At 63.6% G+C, this 15,729-nt stretch carries 13 protein-coding genes; 2 read left to right on the forward strand and 11 right to left on the reverse strand.

Annotated features, from left to right (window positions below; genetic code table 11):
* Positions 1 to 60: 60 nt before the first annotated feature.
* Entirely contained in the window at positions 61 to 1,044 is a 984-nt protein-coding gene (locus NKK52_RS02155) for an ABC transporter permease (protein ID WP_050588086.1), read from the reverse strand.
* Positions 1,045 to 1,328: 284 nt separating this feature from the next.
* Between NKK52_RS02155 and NKK52_RS02160 the strand changes: the two genes are divergently transcribed.
* Positions 1,329 to 2,291 (forward strand): sugar-binding transcriptional regulator, encoded by a 963-nt coding sequence (locus NKK52_RS02160; protein ID WP_023684411.1) that lies wholly within the window; start codon positions 1,329 to 1,331, stop codon positions 2,289 to 2,291.
* 16 nt (positions 2,292 to 2,307) lie between these two features.
* Here NKK52_RS02160 and NKK52_RS02165 read toward each other — a convergent pair whose 3' ends face one another.
* The 8 genes from NKK52_RS02165 to NKK52_RS02200 all read right to left on the reverse strand — a co-directional run bounded on the left by NKK52_RS02165 (position 2,308) and on the right by NKK52_RS02200 (position 12,612).
* The gene (locus NKK52_RS02165; protein WP_156939282.1) at positions 2,308 to 2,901 is read right to left on the reverse strand and encodes a hypothetical protein; all 594 of its coding nucleotides are present in this window, start codon (positions 2,899 to 2,901) and stop codon (positions 2,308 to 2,310) included.
* A 97-nt stretch (positions 2,902 to 2,998) separates the two neighbouring features.
* Positions 2,999 to 4,486 (reverse strand): xylulokinase, encoded by a 1,488-nt coding sequence (locus tag NKK52_RS02170; RefSeq protein WP_023684409.1) that lies wholly within the window; start codon positions 4,484 to 4,486, stop codon positions 2,999 to 3,001.
* A 20-nt stretch (positions 4,487 to 4,506) separates the two neighbouring features.
* The gene (locus tag NKK52_RS02175) at positions 4,507 to 5,829 is read right to left on the reverse strand and encodes an NAD(P)H-dependent oxidoreductase (protein ID WP_023668524.1); all 1,323 of its coding nucleotides are present in this window, start codon (positions 5,827 to 5,829) and stop codon (positions 4,507 to 4,509) included.
* A 161-nt stretch (positions 5,830 to 5,990) separates the two neighbouring features.
* Positions 5,991 to 7,094, reverse strand: coding sequence for a mandelate racemase/muconate lactonizing enzyme family protein (locus tag NKK52_RS02180; RefSeq protein ID WP_023684408.1), 1,104 nt, complete (start codon positions 7,092 to 7,094; stop codon positions 5,991 to 5,993).
* A 17-nt stretch (positions 7,095 to 7,111) separates the two neighbouring features.
* A complete protein-coding gene (locus NKK52_RS02185; RefSeq protein WP_023684407.1) occupies positions 7,112 to 7,819 on the reverse strand; it encodes a GntR family transcriptional regulator in 708 nt (235 codons plus the stop codon).
* Positions 7,820 to 8,000: 181 nt separating this feature from the next.
* Complete coding sequence (locus NKK52_RS02190) at positions 8,001 to 9,155, reverse strand: efflux RND transporter periplasmic adaptor subunit (protein WP_031198584.1); 1,155 nt, start codon at positions 9,153 to 9,155, stop codon at positions 8,001 to 8,003.
* 14 nt (positions 9,156 to 9,169) lie between these two features.
* Entirely contained in the window at positions 9,170 to 12,358 is a 3,189-nt protein-coding gene (locus tag NKK52_RS02195) for an efflux RND transporter permease subunit (RefSeq protein ID WP_023684405.1), read from the reverse strand.
* Positions 12,352 to 12,612, reverse strand: a complete 261-nt coding sequence (locus NKK52_RS02200) for a hypothetical protein (protein ID WP_023668519.1) — start codon at positions 12,610 to 12,612, stop codon at positions 12,352 to 12,354. Before NKK52_RS02200 ends, NKK52_RS02195 begins: the two co-directional genes overlap by 7 nt.
* A gap of 242 nt (positions 12,613 to 12,854) precedes the next feature.
* Between NKK52_RS02200 and NKK52_RS02205 the strand changes: the two genes are divergently transcribed.
* Positions 12,855 to 13,436 carry a TetR/AcrR family transcriptional regulator gene (locus tag NKK52_RS02205; protein ID WP_023668517.1) on the forward strand — a complete coding sequence of 194 codons (582 nt, stop codon included), beginning with the start codon at positions 12,855 to 12,857 and terminating at the stop codon, positions 13,434 to 13,436.
* A gap of 335 nt (positions 13,437 to 13,771) precedes the next feature.
* Here the strand turns inward: NKK52_RS02205 and NKK52_RS02210 are convergent, their stop codons facing one another.
* Together NKK52_RS02210 and NKK52_RS02215 are read right to left on the reverse strand one after the other, a co-directional pair.
* Positions 13,772 to 14,794 (reverse strand): LacI family DNA-binding transcriptional regulator, encoded by a 1,023-nt coding sequence (locus tag NKK52_RS02210; protein WP_023668516.1) that lies wholly within the window; start codon positions 14,792 to 14,794, stop codon positions 13,772 to 13,774.
* A gap of 136 nt (positions 14,795 to 14,930) precedes the next feature.
* Positions 14,931 to 15,725, reverse strand: coding sequence for an ATP-binding cassette domain-containing protein (locus NKK52_RS02215; protein ID WP_023668515.1), 795 nt, complete (start codon positions 15,723 to 15,725; stop codon positions 14,931 to 14,933).
* Positions 15,726 to 15,729: the final 4 nt, after the last annotated feature.

Below are 15,729 nucleotides of genomic sequence, written 5' to 3' on the forward strand. Positions count from 1 at the left end.
ATCGACCGATCCGTCTATCGCCCGGACGCTCCGGGCGAATTCTCAATTGTGCCCCGTTCTCTATCGCGCCCTGCGCCGCCAGGTATCGCTGGCGACCGCCAGCGCGATCACCACGCCGATCACCACCTGCTGGATGAAGGGCGAGACGCCGAGCAGATTGAGGCCGTTGCGCAGCACGCCGATGATGAGTACGCCGACAGCAGTGCCGCCGATCGAGCCGACGCCGCCCGACAGGCTGGCGCCGCCGATCACCACCGCCGCGATGGTGTCGAGCTCATAGCCGAGGCCGGAACTCGGCTGCACCGAATCCAGCCGCGCGGCAAGCACAATGCCTGCAAGACCCGCAAGCACGCCGCAGATGGCATAGACCCAGTTGGTCAGCGACTTCACCGGAATGCCGGAGAGCCGCGCCACCTCGGCGCTGCCGCCGATGGCGTAAAGGCTGCGGCCGGTGGCGCGGTAGTTGAGGAAGATGGCGAAGACGATCGCCAGCACCATCATCACCCCGACTGTGACCGACAGGAAGCCGAAATGGCGGATGATTGACAGGCTGGTGAACCAGTCGGGAAAGCCGACGATCTGCGAGCCGTCGGTGATCATGTTGGCAAGGCCGCGCGCCACCGACATCATCGCCAGCGTCGCGATGAACGGCGGCAGCCGGGTGACGGTCACCAGCAGGCCGGACACCAGTCCGCAAAGGCCGGCGACGACCAGTGCTGCAACGACGCCGGCCGCAAGGCCGAGATTGAGATAGTCGGGATGGGAGACAAAGCCCATCACCATGGCGGCCAGCGCCAGCACCGAGCCGACCGAGAGATCGATGCCGCCGATCAGGATCACCAGCGTCATGCCGATTGCCATGATGCCGAGCACGGTGATCTGGTCGAGTACGTTGAGGATGTTGCGCACGGTGAGGAACGTGTCGGTGGTCAGTGTCAGCGCCAGGCAAAGCAGCAGCAGCCCGATCAGCGGCCCCATGGTTCCGGCAAACAGCGCCGAAAGCTTCGCGGCCGTCGCACCTTGAGTGCCGGGCGCGGCTTTCAACTCGCCAGCCTTCGACTCGCTTGCATCATTACTCACGGCCACTTCGTCTCCTCCGTCAGCGAAACGGCGATGGCCTGCCGTCCGCTCTTGTTCACCAGGCACCTCCCTGTGAACAATTTATCTTTGATATGCAATTTTGTTCAGCTAAACTGTTCATTAGAAAATTGTCAAGAGCCGTTGCGCCATTCGGCGGTGGTTTGCGCCACAGGGCGGTTTGTCCTAGGGAAGGCCAGGGGGCGGCGCTTGCGGAAAGATTTCCGAAATCTGCCGCGGGAGGGCAAAAGATGGCGACCGTCGAAAACGAGAAGGCCTCGCGCTTCCCCGATGCCGAGCTCAAGGCCCGGGCCGCCTGGCATTACTATGTCGAAGGTCTGACGCAAGAGCGCATCTCCGAGATTCTTGGCGTCGGCCGCATCAAGGTGCACCGGATCCTGTCGGCCGCCCGCGAGGAAGGCATTGTCCAGTTCCGCATTCGCGACAGTGTCGTCGAATGTGTGCAGCTCGAGGAGAGCCTGAAGCAGCGCTTCGGGCTAAGCCAGGCGGTCGTGGTGCCGTCGGCCGCCGATCGCAGCAACGCGCCGCTGATGATCGGCCACGCGGCTGCCGCCTATCTCGCCGACAATGTGAATGCCGGCGACGTCATTGCGCTGGGCTGGGGTCGCACCCTGAAATTCGCCATCAACGAACTGCCGAGGCGGCCGATCGCCAGGACGACGGTTGTCTCGATGCTCGGCGGCCTCACCCACGCGCAGCCGCTCAACCCGACCGAAAGCGCCTGGGAGTTCGCCGAAAAGATCGGCGCTGAATGTTTCCTGCTGCCGGTGCCGGTCTATGCCGACAAGCCGGAACAGCGCGATGCCTTCATGAGCCAGCGCAGCGTTCAGGATGTCGTCTTCCGCGCGCGCCGCGCCAACATCGCCGTGCTCAGCGTCGGCTCGTTTTCCAAGGACAGCCCGATCGCCAATTACGGCTTCATCAAACCGAGCGAACTAGAGGAATTGCAGGCGGCCGGCGCGGTCGGCGACCTCTTGTGCCATTTCATCGACGCCGAGGGCCACTCTGTCGACCATGAGGTCAACCGCCGCGTCTGCGCCTATCCGCTGCAGGATCTGTCCGATATTCCGAGCATCATCCTGGTGTCAGGCGGTCAGGAGAAGGTCGCCGTCATGCGCGCCGCGCTCGCCAACACCAGGATTTCGGTGCTCATTACCGATGAGGATGCGGCCAAAGGCCTGCTCAACCGTTGAGCGCTGTCGGCGTCGGTCAGAATTCGCAGGGCTCCGGACGACTGTCGTCCGACCAGTCGGCCAGTGCGATCGACACGAATTTTCCCGCGACCGGTTTGCCGTCGTCCAGGTCCTTTGAAGCGGTACCTTTGCCGGTGAGAAAATTGATGTCGCAGCCGCCCAGCGTCGTCCCGACCGAGCCGTCGGCTTTCTGCACATTCCAGTCCCAGTCGCGACTGTAGCCGGCGACAAGGAATTTACCGCCGCGCCAGACGATGGTCAGCGTCGCATCCCATGATTTGTTGGCGCCGCAGCCGAAGCACGAGGTGACGACAAGCGATCCCTTGCCCTTGCTTTCGAGCCCGAGAATACGGTCCTGCGTCAGCGCCCTTTTGACAAAGTCAGGCTTGCGCGAAGGATCGAGCTTTCCTTCGCCGGCAGCCAGATAGATCGAGAGATCCGCCAGCCCGGTTTCGGAATCCGCCGCGATCGCGGCCCGATCCATCCTGCCGTCATTGTCCATGTCGAGCGTGACCTCGAAGGGCGGCTCGTCCTGCGCACGCGCCGTCATTGGAGCTGCCGCAAGCGCGACAATCCAGGGCAGGGCGGCAAGGTGAAATACTGCTTTCATGAGCCCGATGAGTCTAGCATTGGCCGGGCAGGACGCAAAATCGGCAAGCTGGGCAGGTTGGGCATGGGAGCCTCACGCAGGCAAGCTGCGCTTGAACTCAGATCGCACCGAGCCGCGCGTGGATGTCGCGTGTCGCGTGATAGAGGTCGCGGTAGATCGCCTTGCGCGCCCGGTAAGCCGGCACCAGCGTCATATCCGGATCGACACGCCTGGCCGGCGCCGCCGCCATCGCCTTGGCGGCGTCTTCCGGCGAGGCAAACCAGCCGATCGCCGAAGCCGCCAGCATGGCCGCGCCAAGGGCCGCCGCCTCGTTGACCGGCGACACGAACAGCGGCCGCTCCAGCACGCTGGCCATGATCTTCATCAGCAGCGCCGAATTGGTGCCGCCGCCGGCGGCAATCATCTCTCCCGGCTTGCCGCCGCTTTCGGCCTCCATCGCCTCGCTGGCGATGGCTTGCTCCAAAGCGATGCCTTCCAGCGTGGCGCGGAAGAGATGCCTGGGCTCATGGTCGAGCGACAGGCCAACAACGGCGCCGCGCGCCGCGCCATCCCAATAGGGGCTCATGACGCCGGCCCAATAGGGCATGACCAAAAGACCGTCGCTGCCGGCCGCAACATCGACCGCACCCTTCTCCAGTTCTGCCGCGGAAGACGCGCCGGTGGTGCGCACGATCCAGTCGACCAGTTGCATGCCCGAGCGCAGCACGGTTTCCAGCATGAAGCCCGAACCGGTGGGCGAGACCAGCGTGCGAAACGCGTCCGATGTGGTGACTGTGCCGGAATAGCAGCCGCAGACGACACCGGAGCCGAGCGAGAGATAGCTCCTGCCGGCACCATAGACGCCCATGCCGAGACCCATGGCCTGGCCATCGCCGGCGCCGGCGACAATTGGCGTGCCCGCTTTGAGGCCAGTCAGCTGGGCAATGCTTTCGGCAAGGCCGCCGCAGATTTCGCCTGGGCCGATCAGCGCCGGCAACTGCCGTGGCTGCAGCCCTGCAGCCGCCACAAGCTCAGCGTGCCATTCGCCTGTCGCGACATCGAGCAAGCCGAGCGGGTCGGCACTTGCCGTGCTGGTAACCAGCTGTGCGGTCAGCCGGTGAACGAAGAAGCCATGAACATCGACCAGGGCGGCGGCGTTGGCCAGCACCTGCGGCTGGTGTTCCGCCAACCAGGCGATGGCATAGAGCGCCGGCGTCGGATCCGGCGGCTTGCCGCTCCAGTCGCGGATCGCCTCGCGGCCGAGTTCGGCCGACAGCCGGGCGACTTGTGGCCGGGCGCGCTCGTCAAGCCACAGGATCGCCGGGATGAGCGGCGTGCCGGCCTGATCGATCAGGGTGAAGGTCTCGCGCTGATGGGCTATGGCAATTGCCGCCACGCGCGCGGCGCCGACCTTGTCGGCAACCTGCTTCAGCGCACTGACGAGGGCTGCCCACCAATGTTCGGCATCCTGCTCGAAATGGCCGGGCTTCGGATTGGCCAGCGGATAGGCCTCGCGCGCCTGGAACAGCTCCGCGCCGTCGCGGGTGAAGGCGATTGCCTTCACCGCCGTCGTCGAGGCATCGATCCCGATAACGACATCGTCCATCACAGGGAGATCCCGAAGGTTCAGGCGGCGTTGGTCACAAACTGTCCGTCCGACTGGTCGAGACGGCGGCGGATCTGCGTTATCACCATCGAATCGTCGGGTACACAATTTTCATAGGTGAGGAAGTCGCCGGTCTTGACCGGCTTGACCACCTTGGCGCGTTCGGCAATCCCGAGCGGCAGCGCGCCCTTGGCGCGGGCGTCCTCCCAGGTCATGGCGAAGCCGCGATAGTCGTTCTCGCCGATCATGCCGAGCGATTGGCCCGCGCCGAGATCGCTCTTGGCCACCGCCACCGCTTCGGCGACCGGATGGTCGAGCGGCTCCATGTCGGCGCGCTTGTAGACAACGGCGCGCGCCGCCGACAGCGGCACTTCAAGGCTTGTCAGGTGATAGGGACGGTAGATCGTGAAATAGGGACCCTTGCCGACCTTGAGGTCGACCATGCGCTCCAGCACGCGCGGATGCCTCGTTTCGATGATGCAGAACACGCCGGGCGCCACGCCCTTGCCGATGGAATAGTCGACCACGCCCTTGCGGTGCAGCACGCCGCCATCCTCGCGCGGGCAAAGCACGCTGGCCAGTTCCTCCAGCGTCGCCGTCGGGCCGTGCATGCCCGGCACGTCGGGCACCAGCCCGGTGGCGTTGGCAATCGCCACCATCTCGATCGCCGTCTTGGAACCGTCGACGAACTCGACCAGCATGCGCGCATTCATATTGCGCTCGGCCGCTTCCTTCTCGTAGTCGGCGGGCATGGCGTCGATCTTGAGCGGGTTGTTCTTGCCCTTGCCGGCGGCGATGATGTTGAAGCCGAGGCTCTTGGCGAAGCCGATGATCTCCAGCGTGCAGGCGGGTTCGTCGCCGGCCGCACCGGTGTAGACCACGCCGGCCTTGCGCGCTTCCTCCTTGAGGAAGCGGCCGATCGTAATGTCCGCCTCGACATTGAGCATGACGATGTGCTTGCCGTTCTTCATCACTTCGAGCGCAAACAGCGTGCCGATGTTGGGATTGCCTGTCGCGTCGATGATGACATCAATGCGGCCGGCCGCGGCCAGCGCATGCAGATCTTCGGTGACAGCGATCTTGCCGGCCTCGATGGCGCGGTCGATGGCAGAGGCGTTCGCAGCCTGGACGATGTCGGAGCGGTCATGGCCGGCGAGCAGTGCGGCATCGATCGCCGCTTGCGGGCGCACCTCGGAAATGGCACCGATCCGCATGCCCGGCATCAGCGCCACCTGGACGACGATGTCGGTGCCCATCTGCCCGGCGCCGGCGAGACCGATGGTGATAGGCCCTTGGGCTTCAGCGCGCTGCAGAAGTTCCGCTGCAAATTGCGGATGGGCCATATCGCTTCCTCCAGTCACGACGCGCCGCAGCGTCAAATCATCATTTTGAACATTCCTATTTCCATTTGAAAAATATTTCAACCCGCAAATCGGAGAATGGCTGCAGGACCAAATCTCCCACGGAGGATTCGTGGGGTGACAGCTTCATGCTGCGCTTGATCTCAGCCGATCCCTAGGAAAGGCTTGCCGAGCAGGTCGGGCACGACATCGATGCCGAGGCCGGGCCCGTCGGGAATGCCCATGTGGCTGCCGGTGACCGGTGGGGCGTTGGAGGCCGTGCGCACCGTCACCCACTCATGGAAGGCGATGGCGTGCAGCCGGCGTTCTTCCGGCGTCGACAGCGACAGATGTGCCATCGCCGCCGTGTCGATCTCGGCGCCGCCCGTATCCTCGACGGTGATCATGAAACCGAGATCGACGGCGACGTCGCGGATCTGCCTTGTCCTGGTTACGCCGCCAAGCCGCGAGATCTTCAGCGTCAGCCCGTCGGCGGCGCCCAGGCGATGGATTTCCAGCATCGCCTCGAGCGAGATGACGCTCTCGTCCAGCACCATCGGCTTGTCGAGCATGCGGCGCACCGACATGTTCTCCTCGATCGTTGTGCAGGGCTGCTCGAACGTGTAGTCGATGCCGCGCGTTGCATCGGCGAACTGCCGCGCCTGGTAGGGTGTCCAGCCGGCATTGGCGTCGCAGAAAATCACCGTGCCTTTCGGCACGGCCGAAGCGACCGCGCTCACCCGCTCGATGTCTTCATGCACATTGCCGCCAACCTTGACCTGCAGCCGGCGGCAGCCTTCGGCGATGATCCTTTTGGCCAGTGCCGCCATCTGGTCGAGCGTGCCGTGGGTGACGACGCGGTAGGTCTCCGCCATGTCGCTCTCGCGGCCGCCAAGCATGGTCACCAGCGGCACGTCGGCGGCGCGGGCCGCCAGATCCCAGCAGGCCATGTCGAGCGCCGACTTGATGTAGGGATGGCCCTTGAACACCGTATCCATCAATCGGCCGATGCCGGCGAGGCCACGCGGGTCTTGGCCGATCAGGTGCGGCGCGATCTCGACCACGCCCGCGCGCGTTCCCGCCGGAAACGCGGCCGAATAGAAGTTGCCGAGCGGCGCCATCTCGCCCCAGCCGGTCACGCCGCTGTCGGAGGTGATGGCGACGATCACCGTGTCGAAACAGTCGGCCACACGCCCCTTGGACATGCGGTAAGGCCCGTCCACGAAGGGCTGCACGACGCGATATGCCTTGATGGATTTGATCTGCACTTGTCTGTCCGTTGTCTCTAGGTGTTGAGGAGGGTCAGCCCTTCGATGTTCCGCTGCTCGAGGCCACGCGCATAGGCAAGCAGCTCTTCGAAATCGAGGTCGATATGCTCGCGCGCATGGCGCTGGGCAGCGCGCATGTCGGCGCCCTTCAAGAGCCGCACATAGGTCTCGTGGAGATCTTCGGCCGGCACCGGCTCGTTGCGGGCCCGCTGGTGCAGGGCAAAATACATTTGCAGCCGGCTGGTCAGCCGCTGCCAGGTTTCCAGCAGCACCGAATTGTCGGCCCATTCATAGATCAGCCCGTGCAATTGCAGCGCGGCTTCGATCTGGCGGGTGGTGTCGCGCGCGCGCGTCGCCTGCTTCACTGCCTCGTGCCGGCGGTCGAGTTCGTCGAAGAAGCGCTGGTCGCGCAGCTTCCATGTCCGCTCGATGGCGAATTCATCGAGCACCTTGTTCAGCGAATAGGCGTCGTCGATATCTTTGGCGGTGACATCGATGACGAAGGTGCCGGCATAGGGAATGCTGGTCAGGATGCCTTCCTGCACCAGCTCGCGCATCGCCTCGCGCAACGGCGCACGGCTGACCCTCATCTGCTCGGCGATCCTCAGCTCGTTCAGCTTTTGGCCGGGTTCCAGCTGGCCGGTCAGGATCGCCCGCCGCAACAGCGCGACAATCTCGGCCCGGCGTGTCGTATCCGCGATCGGACTGAAGTCCAGCTTGGCCATTCCGTCACTCCAGTGAGAGCCGGAAACCAGACAAGCAGATTGTCGACAATCCTACAAGATGATTGTTCCGGATTCTTGTGCCTTGCGGTTACTCCAAAAACGGCGTGCGGCGCTCCATAAAAAAACGGCGCCCTCGGCGTGGAAGCCGAAGGCGCCGCAGGACCGGGGCTGATGGGGGTTATCAGCTGGCCGGTTTCTCCTGGGGCAACGGCGAGACCGGCATTCCTGGTCCGATTTTCTGCAGATTGCCCGTGATCACCTGGTCGCCTTCGGCAACGCCGCTGAGCACCGCCACAAGGTCGCCGCTGGTCGCGCCAAGCGAGACGATGCGCTGGTCGACCGTGTTGCCCTTGCCGACGACATAGACATATTTGCCGAGCTGGCTCGAACCCAGCGCCACCTGCGGCACCATCAGCGCGTCGGGCAGCTGCTTGATGTGCAGCCGCACCCTGACATACTGGCCCGGCAGCAGCGAGAACTTCGCATTGCCGATGGTGGCGCGCGCCGTAATCGTGCCGGTCGAGTGGTCGACCGTGTTGTCGATGAAGGTGAGTTCGCCCTTCTGGCTGGCTTCGGTCTCGCCGGGCAGCAGCACCTCGACCTCGATCGGGCCGGCGGCGCGGGCCTGTTCGATTTCTGCCAGGTCCGTCTCGCTCGGATTGAAGGTGACGTAGATCGGGTCGAGCTGCACCAGCGTGTTCAGCACCGTGCCGGCAACGCTGACCAGCGTGCCGACCGAAGCCTGGTTGCGGCCGACGCGGCCGGCAAACGGAGCGTGGATTTCGGCGTAGCTCAAATTGAGCTCGGCCGTCCGCACCGCCGCCTGGTTGACGGCAAGCGACGCTTCGGCCTGACGCAAGGTGCTCGTACGCTGGTCGAACCCATCCTTGGCCAGATAACCGCTCTTGGCGAGTTCGGAGCCGCGGCCGAGATTGGAGCGTGCATAGTCGAGGCTCGCCTGGTCGCGCTGCACTTCGGCCTTGGCCTGGTCGAGAGCCGCCTTGAAGTCGTCGGGCGAGATCTTGTAGAGCAGATCGCCTTGGTGCACATCCGCGCCGTCCTCAGCCGTCTGCTCCTGCAGATAGCCGGGCACGCGGGCCTGCAAGGTGACGCTGCGGATCGCCTCGATGCGGGCGGCGTAGTCGAGGTAGATCGGGATCGTCTTCTTGACCACGCTCGTCACCGGCACCGGCATGACGAATGCCGCAGGTGCTGCCGTCGCTGCCGCCGTGCCGGCATTGAGGCTGAGATTGCCCATATCGAGGAAGTGGACGCTTGCCACCGAGATCGCTCCCAGGGCGACGGCCGTTCCCAAAGCTATTTTCCATTTACGCATTTTGGTCTCCAATTCTATTCGGCTGCTTCGGCCAGGCGCATCGGCGCTGGTTCGGCAGTCGGTTCATTATTGTCCTGGTCATGAGCAGCGTTCGGTTCGCTGCGCACGCGGCCTTCGCGCAGCTGTTCGATGACCGCGTAGAAGACTGGCACGAACACCAGCGACAGGATGGTCGCCGCGACCATGCCGCCAAACACGGTGGTGCCGATCGACTGCCGGCTTGCCGCACCCGCACCCGTCGCAAACATCAGCGGCAGCACGCCGAGGATGAAGGCGAAGGCCGTCATCAGGATCGGCCGCAGCCTCAGCCGCGCGGCTTCCATCGCCGCGTCGACAATGCTCAAGCCTTCCTCGCGCCGCCGCCTTGCAAACTCGACGATCAGGATCGCGTTCTTGGCGGCGAGGCCGATCAGCATGACGAAGCCGATCTGCGAGTAGACGTCGATCTGCATGCCGCGCAGGAACAGGGCTGCGAAGGCGCCGAACAGGGCCAGTGGCACCGCCAGCAGCACCATGAACGGCATCGCCCAGCTCTCATACTGCATCGCCAGGATCAGGAAGACGAAGACGATGGCGAGGCCGAAGACGACCGACGCGATCGATCCTGCCTTGAGCTCCTGGAAGGTGATGCCGGTCCATTCGAAACCGAAATCCCTGGGCAAAGCGGTGGCGGCGGCCCGTTCCATCGCGGCAACCGCCTGGCCCGACGAGAAGCCGGGGGCTGCGCCGCCATTGATCGTGGCCGAGGCGTTGTTGTTGTAGTGCGGCACGGTTTCCGGGCCGACGAACGGCACCAGTTTGCCCAGTGTGCTCAGCGGCACCATGCCGCCGGAGGCGTTGCGCACATAGAGCCGCGAAAGGTCGCCTGCGTCGGCACGTGCATCCTTGTCGGCCTGGATGGTCACCCGGAAGGTGCGGCCGAACAGGTTGAAGTCGTTGACGTAGAGCGAGCCGAGATAGATCTGCAGCGTGTTGAAGACGTCGGGCAGGTTGAGGCCGAGCAGTTTGGCCTTGCTGCGGTCGAGGTCGTAGTTGAACTGCGGCGTCGAGGTCGAGAACGGCGAGAACAGCTGCTGCGGATTGATTTCCGGCTGCTTGCGCGCCTCGGTGATCACGGCTTGCGTCGCGTCGTTGAGAGCTGAACTGCCGCGCCCGGTGAGATCCTCGACGACGAATTCGAAGCCGCCCGTGGTGCCGATACCCGGGATCGAAGGCGGATCGAAGGACAGCGCGAAGGCTTCCGGAATCTGCATCAGCTTGCCGCGCACGTCGGCTACGAGCTTGGACGCGCTCTGGTCCGGGCCGCGCTCTTCCCATGGCTTCAGGATGGCGAACTCGACCGCCGAGTTCGATTGCGCCGCACTGGTAAGGAAGTTCAGGCCGCTGATCGAACCGACAATTTCTACGCCGGGTGTTGCCTGCAATATGTCGCGCGCTTTCTGCGCCACCGCATCAGTGCGTTCCAGCGAGGCGCCGTCGGGCAACTGGATGACGACGAAGAAGTAACCCTGGTCCTCGACCGGAAGGAAGGTCGAGGGCAACTTCTGCCAGACGAAGTATGTGGCGACAAGGCCGGCCGCGAACAGACCGAGCATGATCCAGCGCAGCCGGATGAGGATTCGTACGCCATGGGCATAGGCATGCGACAGCCTGTCGAAACCCGTGTTGAACCAGCGGAACGGGGCGAACTGCGTCTCCCCGCGATGGCGCAGGAAGGCGGCGCTCAGCGCGGGGCTGAGCGTCAGCGAGTTGAAGGCGGATATGCCGACCGAAATCGCCACCGTCAGCGCGAACTGATTGTAGAGCTTGCCGGAGACGCCGGGAATGAAGGCGACGGGCACGAAGACGGCCATCAGCACTGCGGTGGTGGCGATGATCGGTCCGGTGACCTCGGCCATCGCGGCCTTGGTCGCCGCCAGCGGTTTGAGGCCCGCCTCCAATTGTCGCTCGACATTTTCGACCACCACGATGGCGTCGTCGACGACGAGGCCGATGGCCAGCACCATGCCGAGCAGGGAGAGCATGTTGAGCGAGAAGCCCATCATTTCCATGACGACCATCGTCGCCACCAGCGACACCGGAATGGCGATGGTCGGGATGATCGTCGTGCGCCAGCTCTGCAGGAAGATGAACACCACGGCCACGACCAGCACCAGCGCTTCGCCAAGCGTGATCAGCACGTCATGCATCGATGCCGACACGAAGCGCGTGGTGTCGTAGTGCATGGCGTAGCTGACGCCCTTGGGGAAACGGGCCGACAGTTCCTGCATCTTGTCCTTGACGTGCTGCTGCAGATCGAGCGCGTTGGAACCGGGCATCTGGTAGACGGCCAGCACCACCGTCGGGTCCTTGCCAAAGAAGGCCGACGACGAATATTGCAGCGCGCCGAGCTCGATGCGGGCGACGTCGCGCAGCCGCACCAGCGAGCCGGTGCCGGTGTTGGCGCGCACGACGATGTCGCCGAACTCCTTGGGGTCGCTCAGGCGGCCGACGGCGTTGACCTGCATCTCGAAGGCGGTGCCGGCGGGCGCCGGCGACTGGCCGATCTTGCCGGCCGCCACCTGGACGTTCTGTTCCGAGATGGCATTCTGGACGTCGACCGCGGTGATGCTAAGATTGGCGAGCTTGTCCGGGTCGAGCCAGACGCGCATCGAGTAGCGGCGCTCGCCGAATATCTGGACGTCGCCGACGCCAGGCAGCCGCTTCAGCGGATCGACGACCTGCAGATAGGCGAGGTTGCTCAGCGCCACCGGATCGACCGAACTGTCGGGCGAGGTCAGGTTGACGATGAGGACGAAATTCGGGTTCTGCTTCTTGATCGTCACGCCGCCCTGGTTGACGATCGCCGGCAGCGAGGAGGCCGCTTGCGAGACGCGGTTCTGAACGTCGACGGCAGCGGTGCTCAAGGAATAGCCGACATCGAAGGTGATGGTGATGGTCGAGGAGCCGTCATTGGAGCTCGACGACGACATGTAAGTCATGCCTTCGACGCCGTTGATCTGCTGTTCCAGCGGCGTCGTCACCGTATCGGCGACCACTTGCGCGCTGGCGCCCGGATAATGCGCGCTGACCACGACCTGCGGCGGCGTGATGTCGGGAAACTGCGAAACCGGCAAAAGGAAATAACAAATCGTCCCGGCGAGCACCATGATGATGGCGATGGCCGAGGCGAAGATCGGACGATGGATGAAATAATTTACCACGACACGCAAACCTCTTTAGAAGAACCGGCCTCTTTAAAAGAATGGGCAGACCGGGACAGCCGCCTGCTGCGCACCGAACCCGGGTCCTGCAAAAAATACGAAGACGGCGCCGCGCCGCTGAGGCCCTGCTCATCGGCAACGGTCCTCAGCATCGCTTCGAAGGCGCGCGGGTTGACGCGGTCCGCTTTCATCACCAGCCGGATCATCGGATCCCGGATGGCTTCATCGATGGTCAAATCCTTGCGCTGCGACATTGGAGCGTCTCCATTCCAGCGGCCCGCATCGGATGATCGCGAACCGGTTTTCATCTCTTCACCGGCCGGAGCCGCATGACCTGCAATTTTCACCCTTTGTGATCTGGCAGGACCAGTTCACGGCCTTGTTATTGACGGAAGGCTACATAGGTGTTACCAGTAAGTAACATTCGGATAGTTACAGACCGGTAACACCCTAGTCAAGAGGTGAACCGAATTTTTAGGGAGACAAGGAGACTGCGATGGCAGACGGCATTACGGATCGCGTGCGTCCCCGGGATCGAATCCTGGAGACGGCGCAGGACATGTTTCACAAACATGGCATCAAGGGCGTCGGCGTAGACGCCATCACGGAAGCCGCCGGCACCAACAAGATGACGCTCTACCGTCATTTTGAGTCGAAGGACGAACTGATCGTCCAGTGCCTGCGCGCGTCGGCGGCTAAAGGCGCCGCGATGTGGGACCAATTCGAGGCTGAGCATCCCGGCGACAAGCTCGCCCAGTTGCATGCCTGGATTCGCATGGCCGCTGCTTGCCTGGCGGCTGACGGTCGCGGCTGCGACATGGCCAATGCCGCCGCCGAATTGACCGAGCCGGACCATCCCGCCAGGAGCGTGATCAAGGAGCTCAAGAGCGCTCAGCGCGATCGCCTCGTTGCGCTGTGCCGGGATGCGGGCATCGGTCAGGCCGAGCTTCTGGCCGATACGCTGTCGCTGCTGTTCGAAGGGGCGCGCGTCAGCGTGCAGACCATGGGCTGCCAGGGCCCCAGCACGCAGTTCGTGCGCATGGCTGAAGGCCTGATCAGCTCTTTCAGGGCGCGCTGAATTCCAGCTTTCGGAGTTGAGGAGTCCCCATCATCCGGCGGGGCTTTTGGCTATTCTCCGAACTTGCCCGTCAACTCTAATTTAGATTCATTTGAGAATGAAAAAGCCCGCTGCCGGGAGGAGGTGGCAGCGGGCTCGATTTCGAACGAGATGCGGGAGGAGGTGCACCGCGCTCAGCGTCGGCATCGCATCTGGGAGGAGTAGATGGCCGACACCCAGATGAGTACGGGTTGCCCAATGATTCGGCAACAATGAAAGTTGCATGGCTGCTGTGCAGATTTGCGGCATCTACCCCGACTTGTCGTACAAATCGGAGAAACCGCCACGGCGCGACTTCACTGCACCGGCACGTTTTCCTTGAAGATCAGCCGTGGCTCGATGAACTTCTTCGTCAGGTATGGCGCGGCGGATGCGATCGAGCCAAGCAGGCGGATCACAGATTGCTCCGCGATCAGCCGCGCATTCTGGTCGATGACGACATCGGCGAGGTCGTCGACGAGATAGCCGCGCGTTTCCTTGGTCAGGTCGTGGCAGATGAAGACCGGCTTCTTCTTTGGCTTGGCCTCGAGCAGCGCTCTCGCCACACCTGAGCGCCCGGCGCCGACGCAATAGATGCCGAGCAGTTCCGGCTCGTTGTGCAGCGCCTGCATCGTTGCGGTGTAGCTGCCCTCCGGTTCGTCATTGATCTCGACCGCACTCGAGACCGTGAGATTGGGGAATTCCTCTGTCAGCACCGACCGAAAGCCCATTTCTCGCTCCTCGTGCCCGCGATAGGAACGCGAGCCGACGACCATCGCCAGATGACCCTGGCGGCCATTGAGGAAGCGCCCCATCAACAGCGCCGCCGTGCGTCCGGCAACCCGGTTGTCGATGCCGACATAGGCTGAACGCGGGGCGGCTGGAACGTCGGAGACCAGCGTGACAAGGCGGATGCCTGCCTCGACCACATCGCGCAATATGTTGCGCGTTCGCGGATGATCGACGGCAATGACGCCGACGCCATTGGCCTTCAGCGACAGATTTTCAACCGCCGCCTGCAGCGCTGCCGGCGAGATGCCGCCGAGATTGTGGATCCGGCACGAGGCGACCAGCGGCAGGCGCCCCGCATAGTCCTCGATGTGCCCGGCGAGGTCGATCATGAAACCGTTGGCGCCGATCGGCAGGAAGAATTCAAGATGCGCCGGCCGCGACGGCAGCGTCACCTGATCGACCACCGGCAAATAGCCGAGCTGCTTGGCCGCCTCCATCACCCGTTGGCGGTTGGCGGCGCTCGCGCCGGCCCGGTTGTTCAGAACCCGGTCGACGGTCGCGGTCGACAGGCCGCAGCTCCTGGCTATGTCGGCAACGGTGGCTTTCATGGCTGTAGTCATAGAGCATGATCCCGAAAAGTGGGAACCGGTTTTCTAGGACAAACGGGAACCGTTTTGTCAAAAGGTCATGCTCTACAACGAGTTAGAGCGGATGCGTTTCCGTGCCAGACGGCGCGAAGACGGTTCAGCCGTGCGATGGCCCGCCTTCGATGATGGCGTCGCGGATCTCCTTGTCGGACATCCCGGTGATGATGCGTTCGACCTCGGCCACGCTGGTCTTCTTCGGGTCGATGTCGTCGGCCACCACCTTGCCCCGGCGCATGACGACGATGCGGTCAACCACCTGGAAGACATGGTGGATGTTGTGGGCGATGAAGATGCAGGAATGCCCGGAATCGCGCGCGTTGCGCACGAAGCTCAGCACGCCTTGCGTCTCGGCGACGCCGAGATTGTTGGTCGGCTCGTCGAGGATGATCAGGTCGCTGTCGAAGTGCATGGCGCGCGCGATGGCGACGGCCTGCCGCTCGCCGCCGGACAGGGAGCCGATCGGCGTCGTCGGCGGGATGTTCTTGGAGATGCCGACCTGTTTCAACAGGTCGCGGGCGACATTGTTCATCGCCTCCTGGTCCATGCGGTTCAAAAAGCGCGGCGGTTTGATCGGCTCGCGGCCAAGGAACAGGTTGCGCGCGATCGACAGCTGCGTCACCAGTGCCGAATCCTGGTAGATCGTCTCGATGCCGTGCGCGATGGCGTCGCTGGTGCTGCGCAGATTGACCTTCTTGCCGCGGATGAAAATGTCGCCGCTGGTCAGCGGCACCGCCCCCGACAACACCTTGATCAGCGTCGATTTGCCGGCGCCATTGTCGCCGAGCAGGCCGACGATCTCCCTTTCGTTGACATGAAAATTGGCGTCTTCGAGCGCCTGCACGCGCCCGTAGGACTTTTTGATGTTGGACATGCGGATGAGCGGTTCAGCCATGGTT

Origin of the sequence: Mesorhizobium sp. C277A (assembly GCF_040324395.1) — a bacterium.
Lineage (GTDB): Bacteria > Pseudomonadota > Alphaproteobacteria > Rhizobiales > Rhizobiaceae > Mesorhizobium.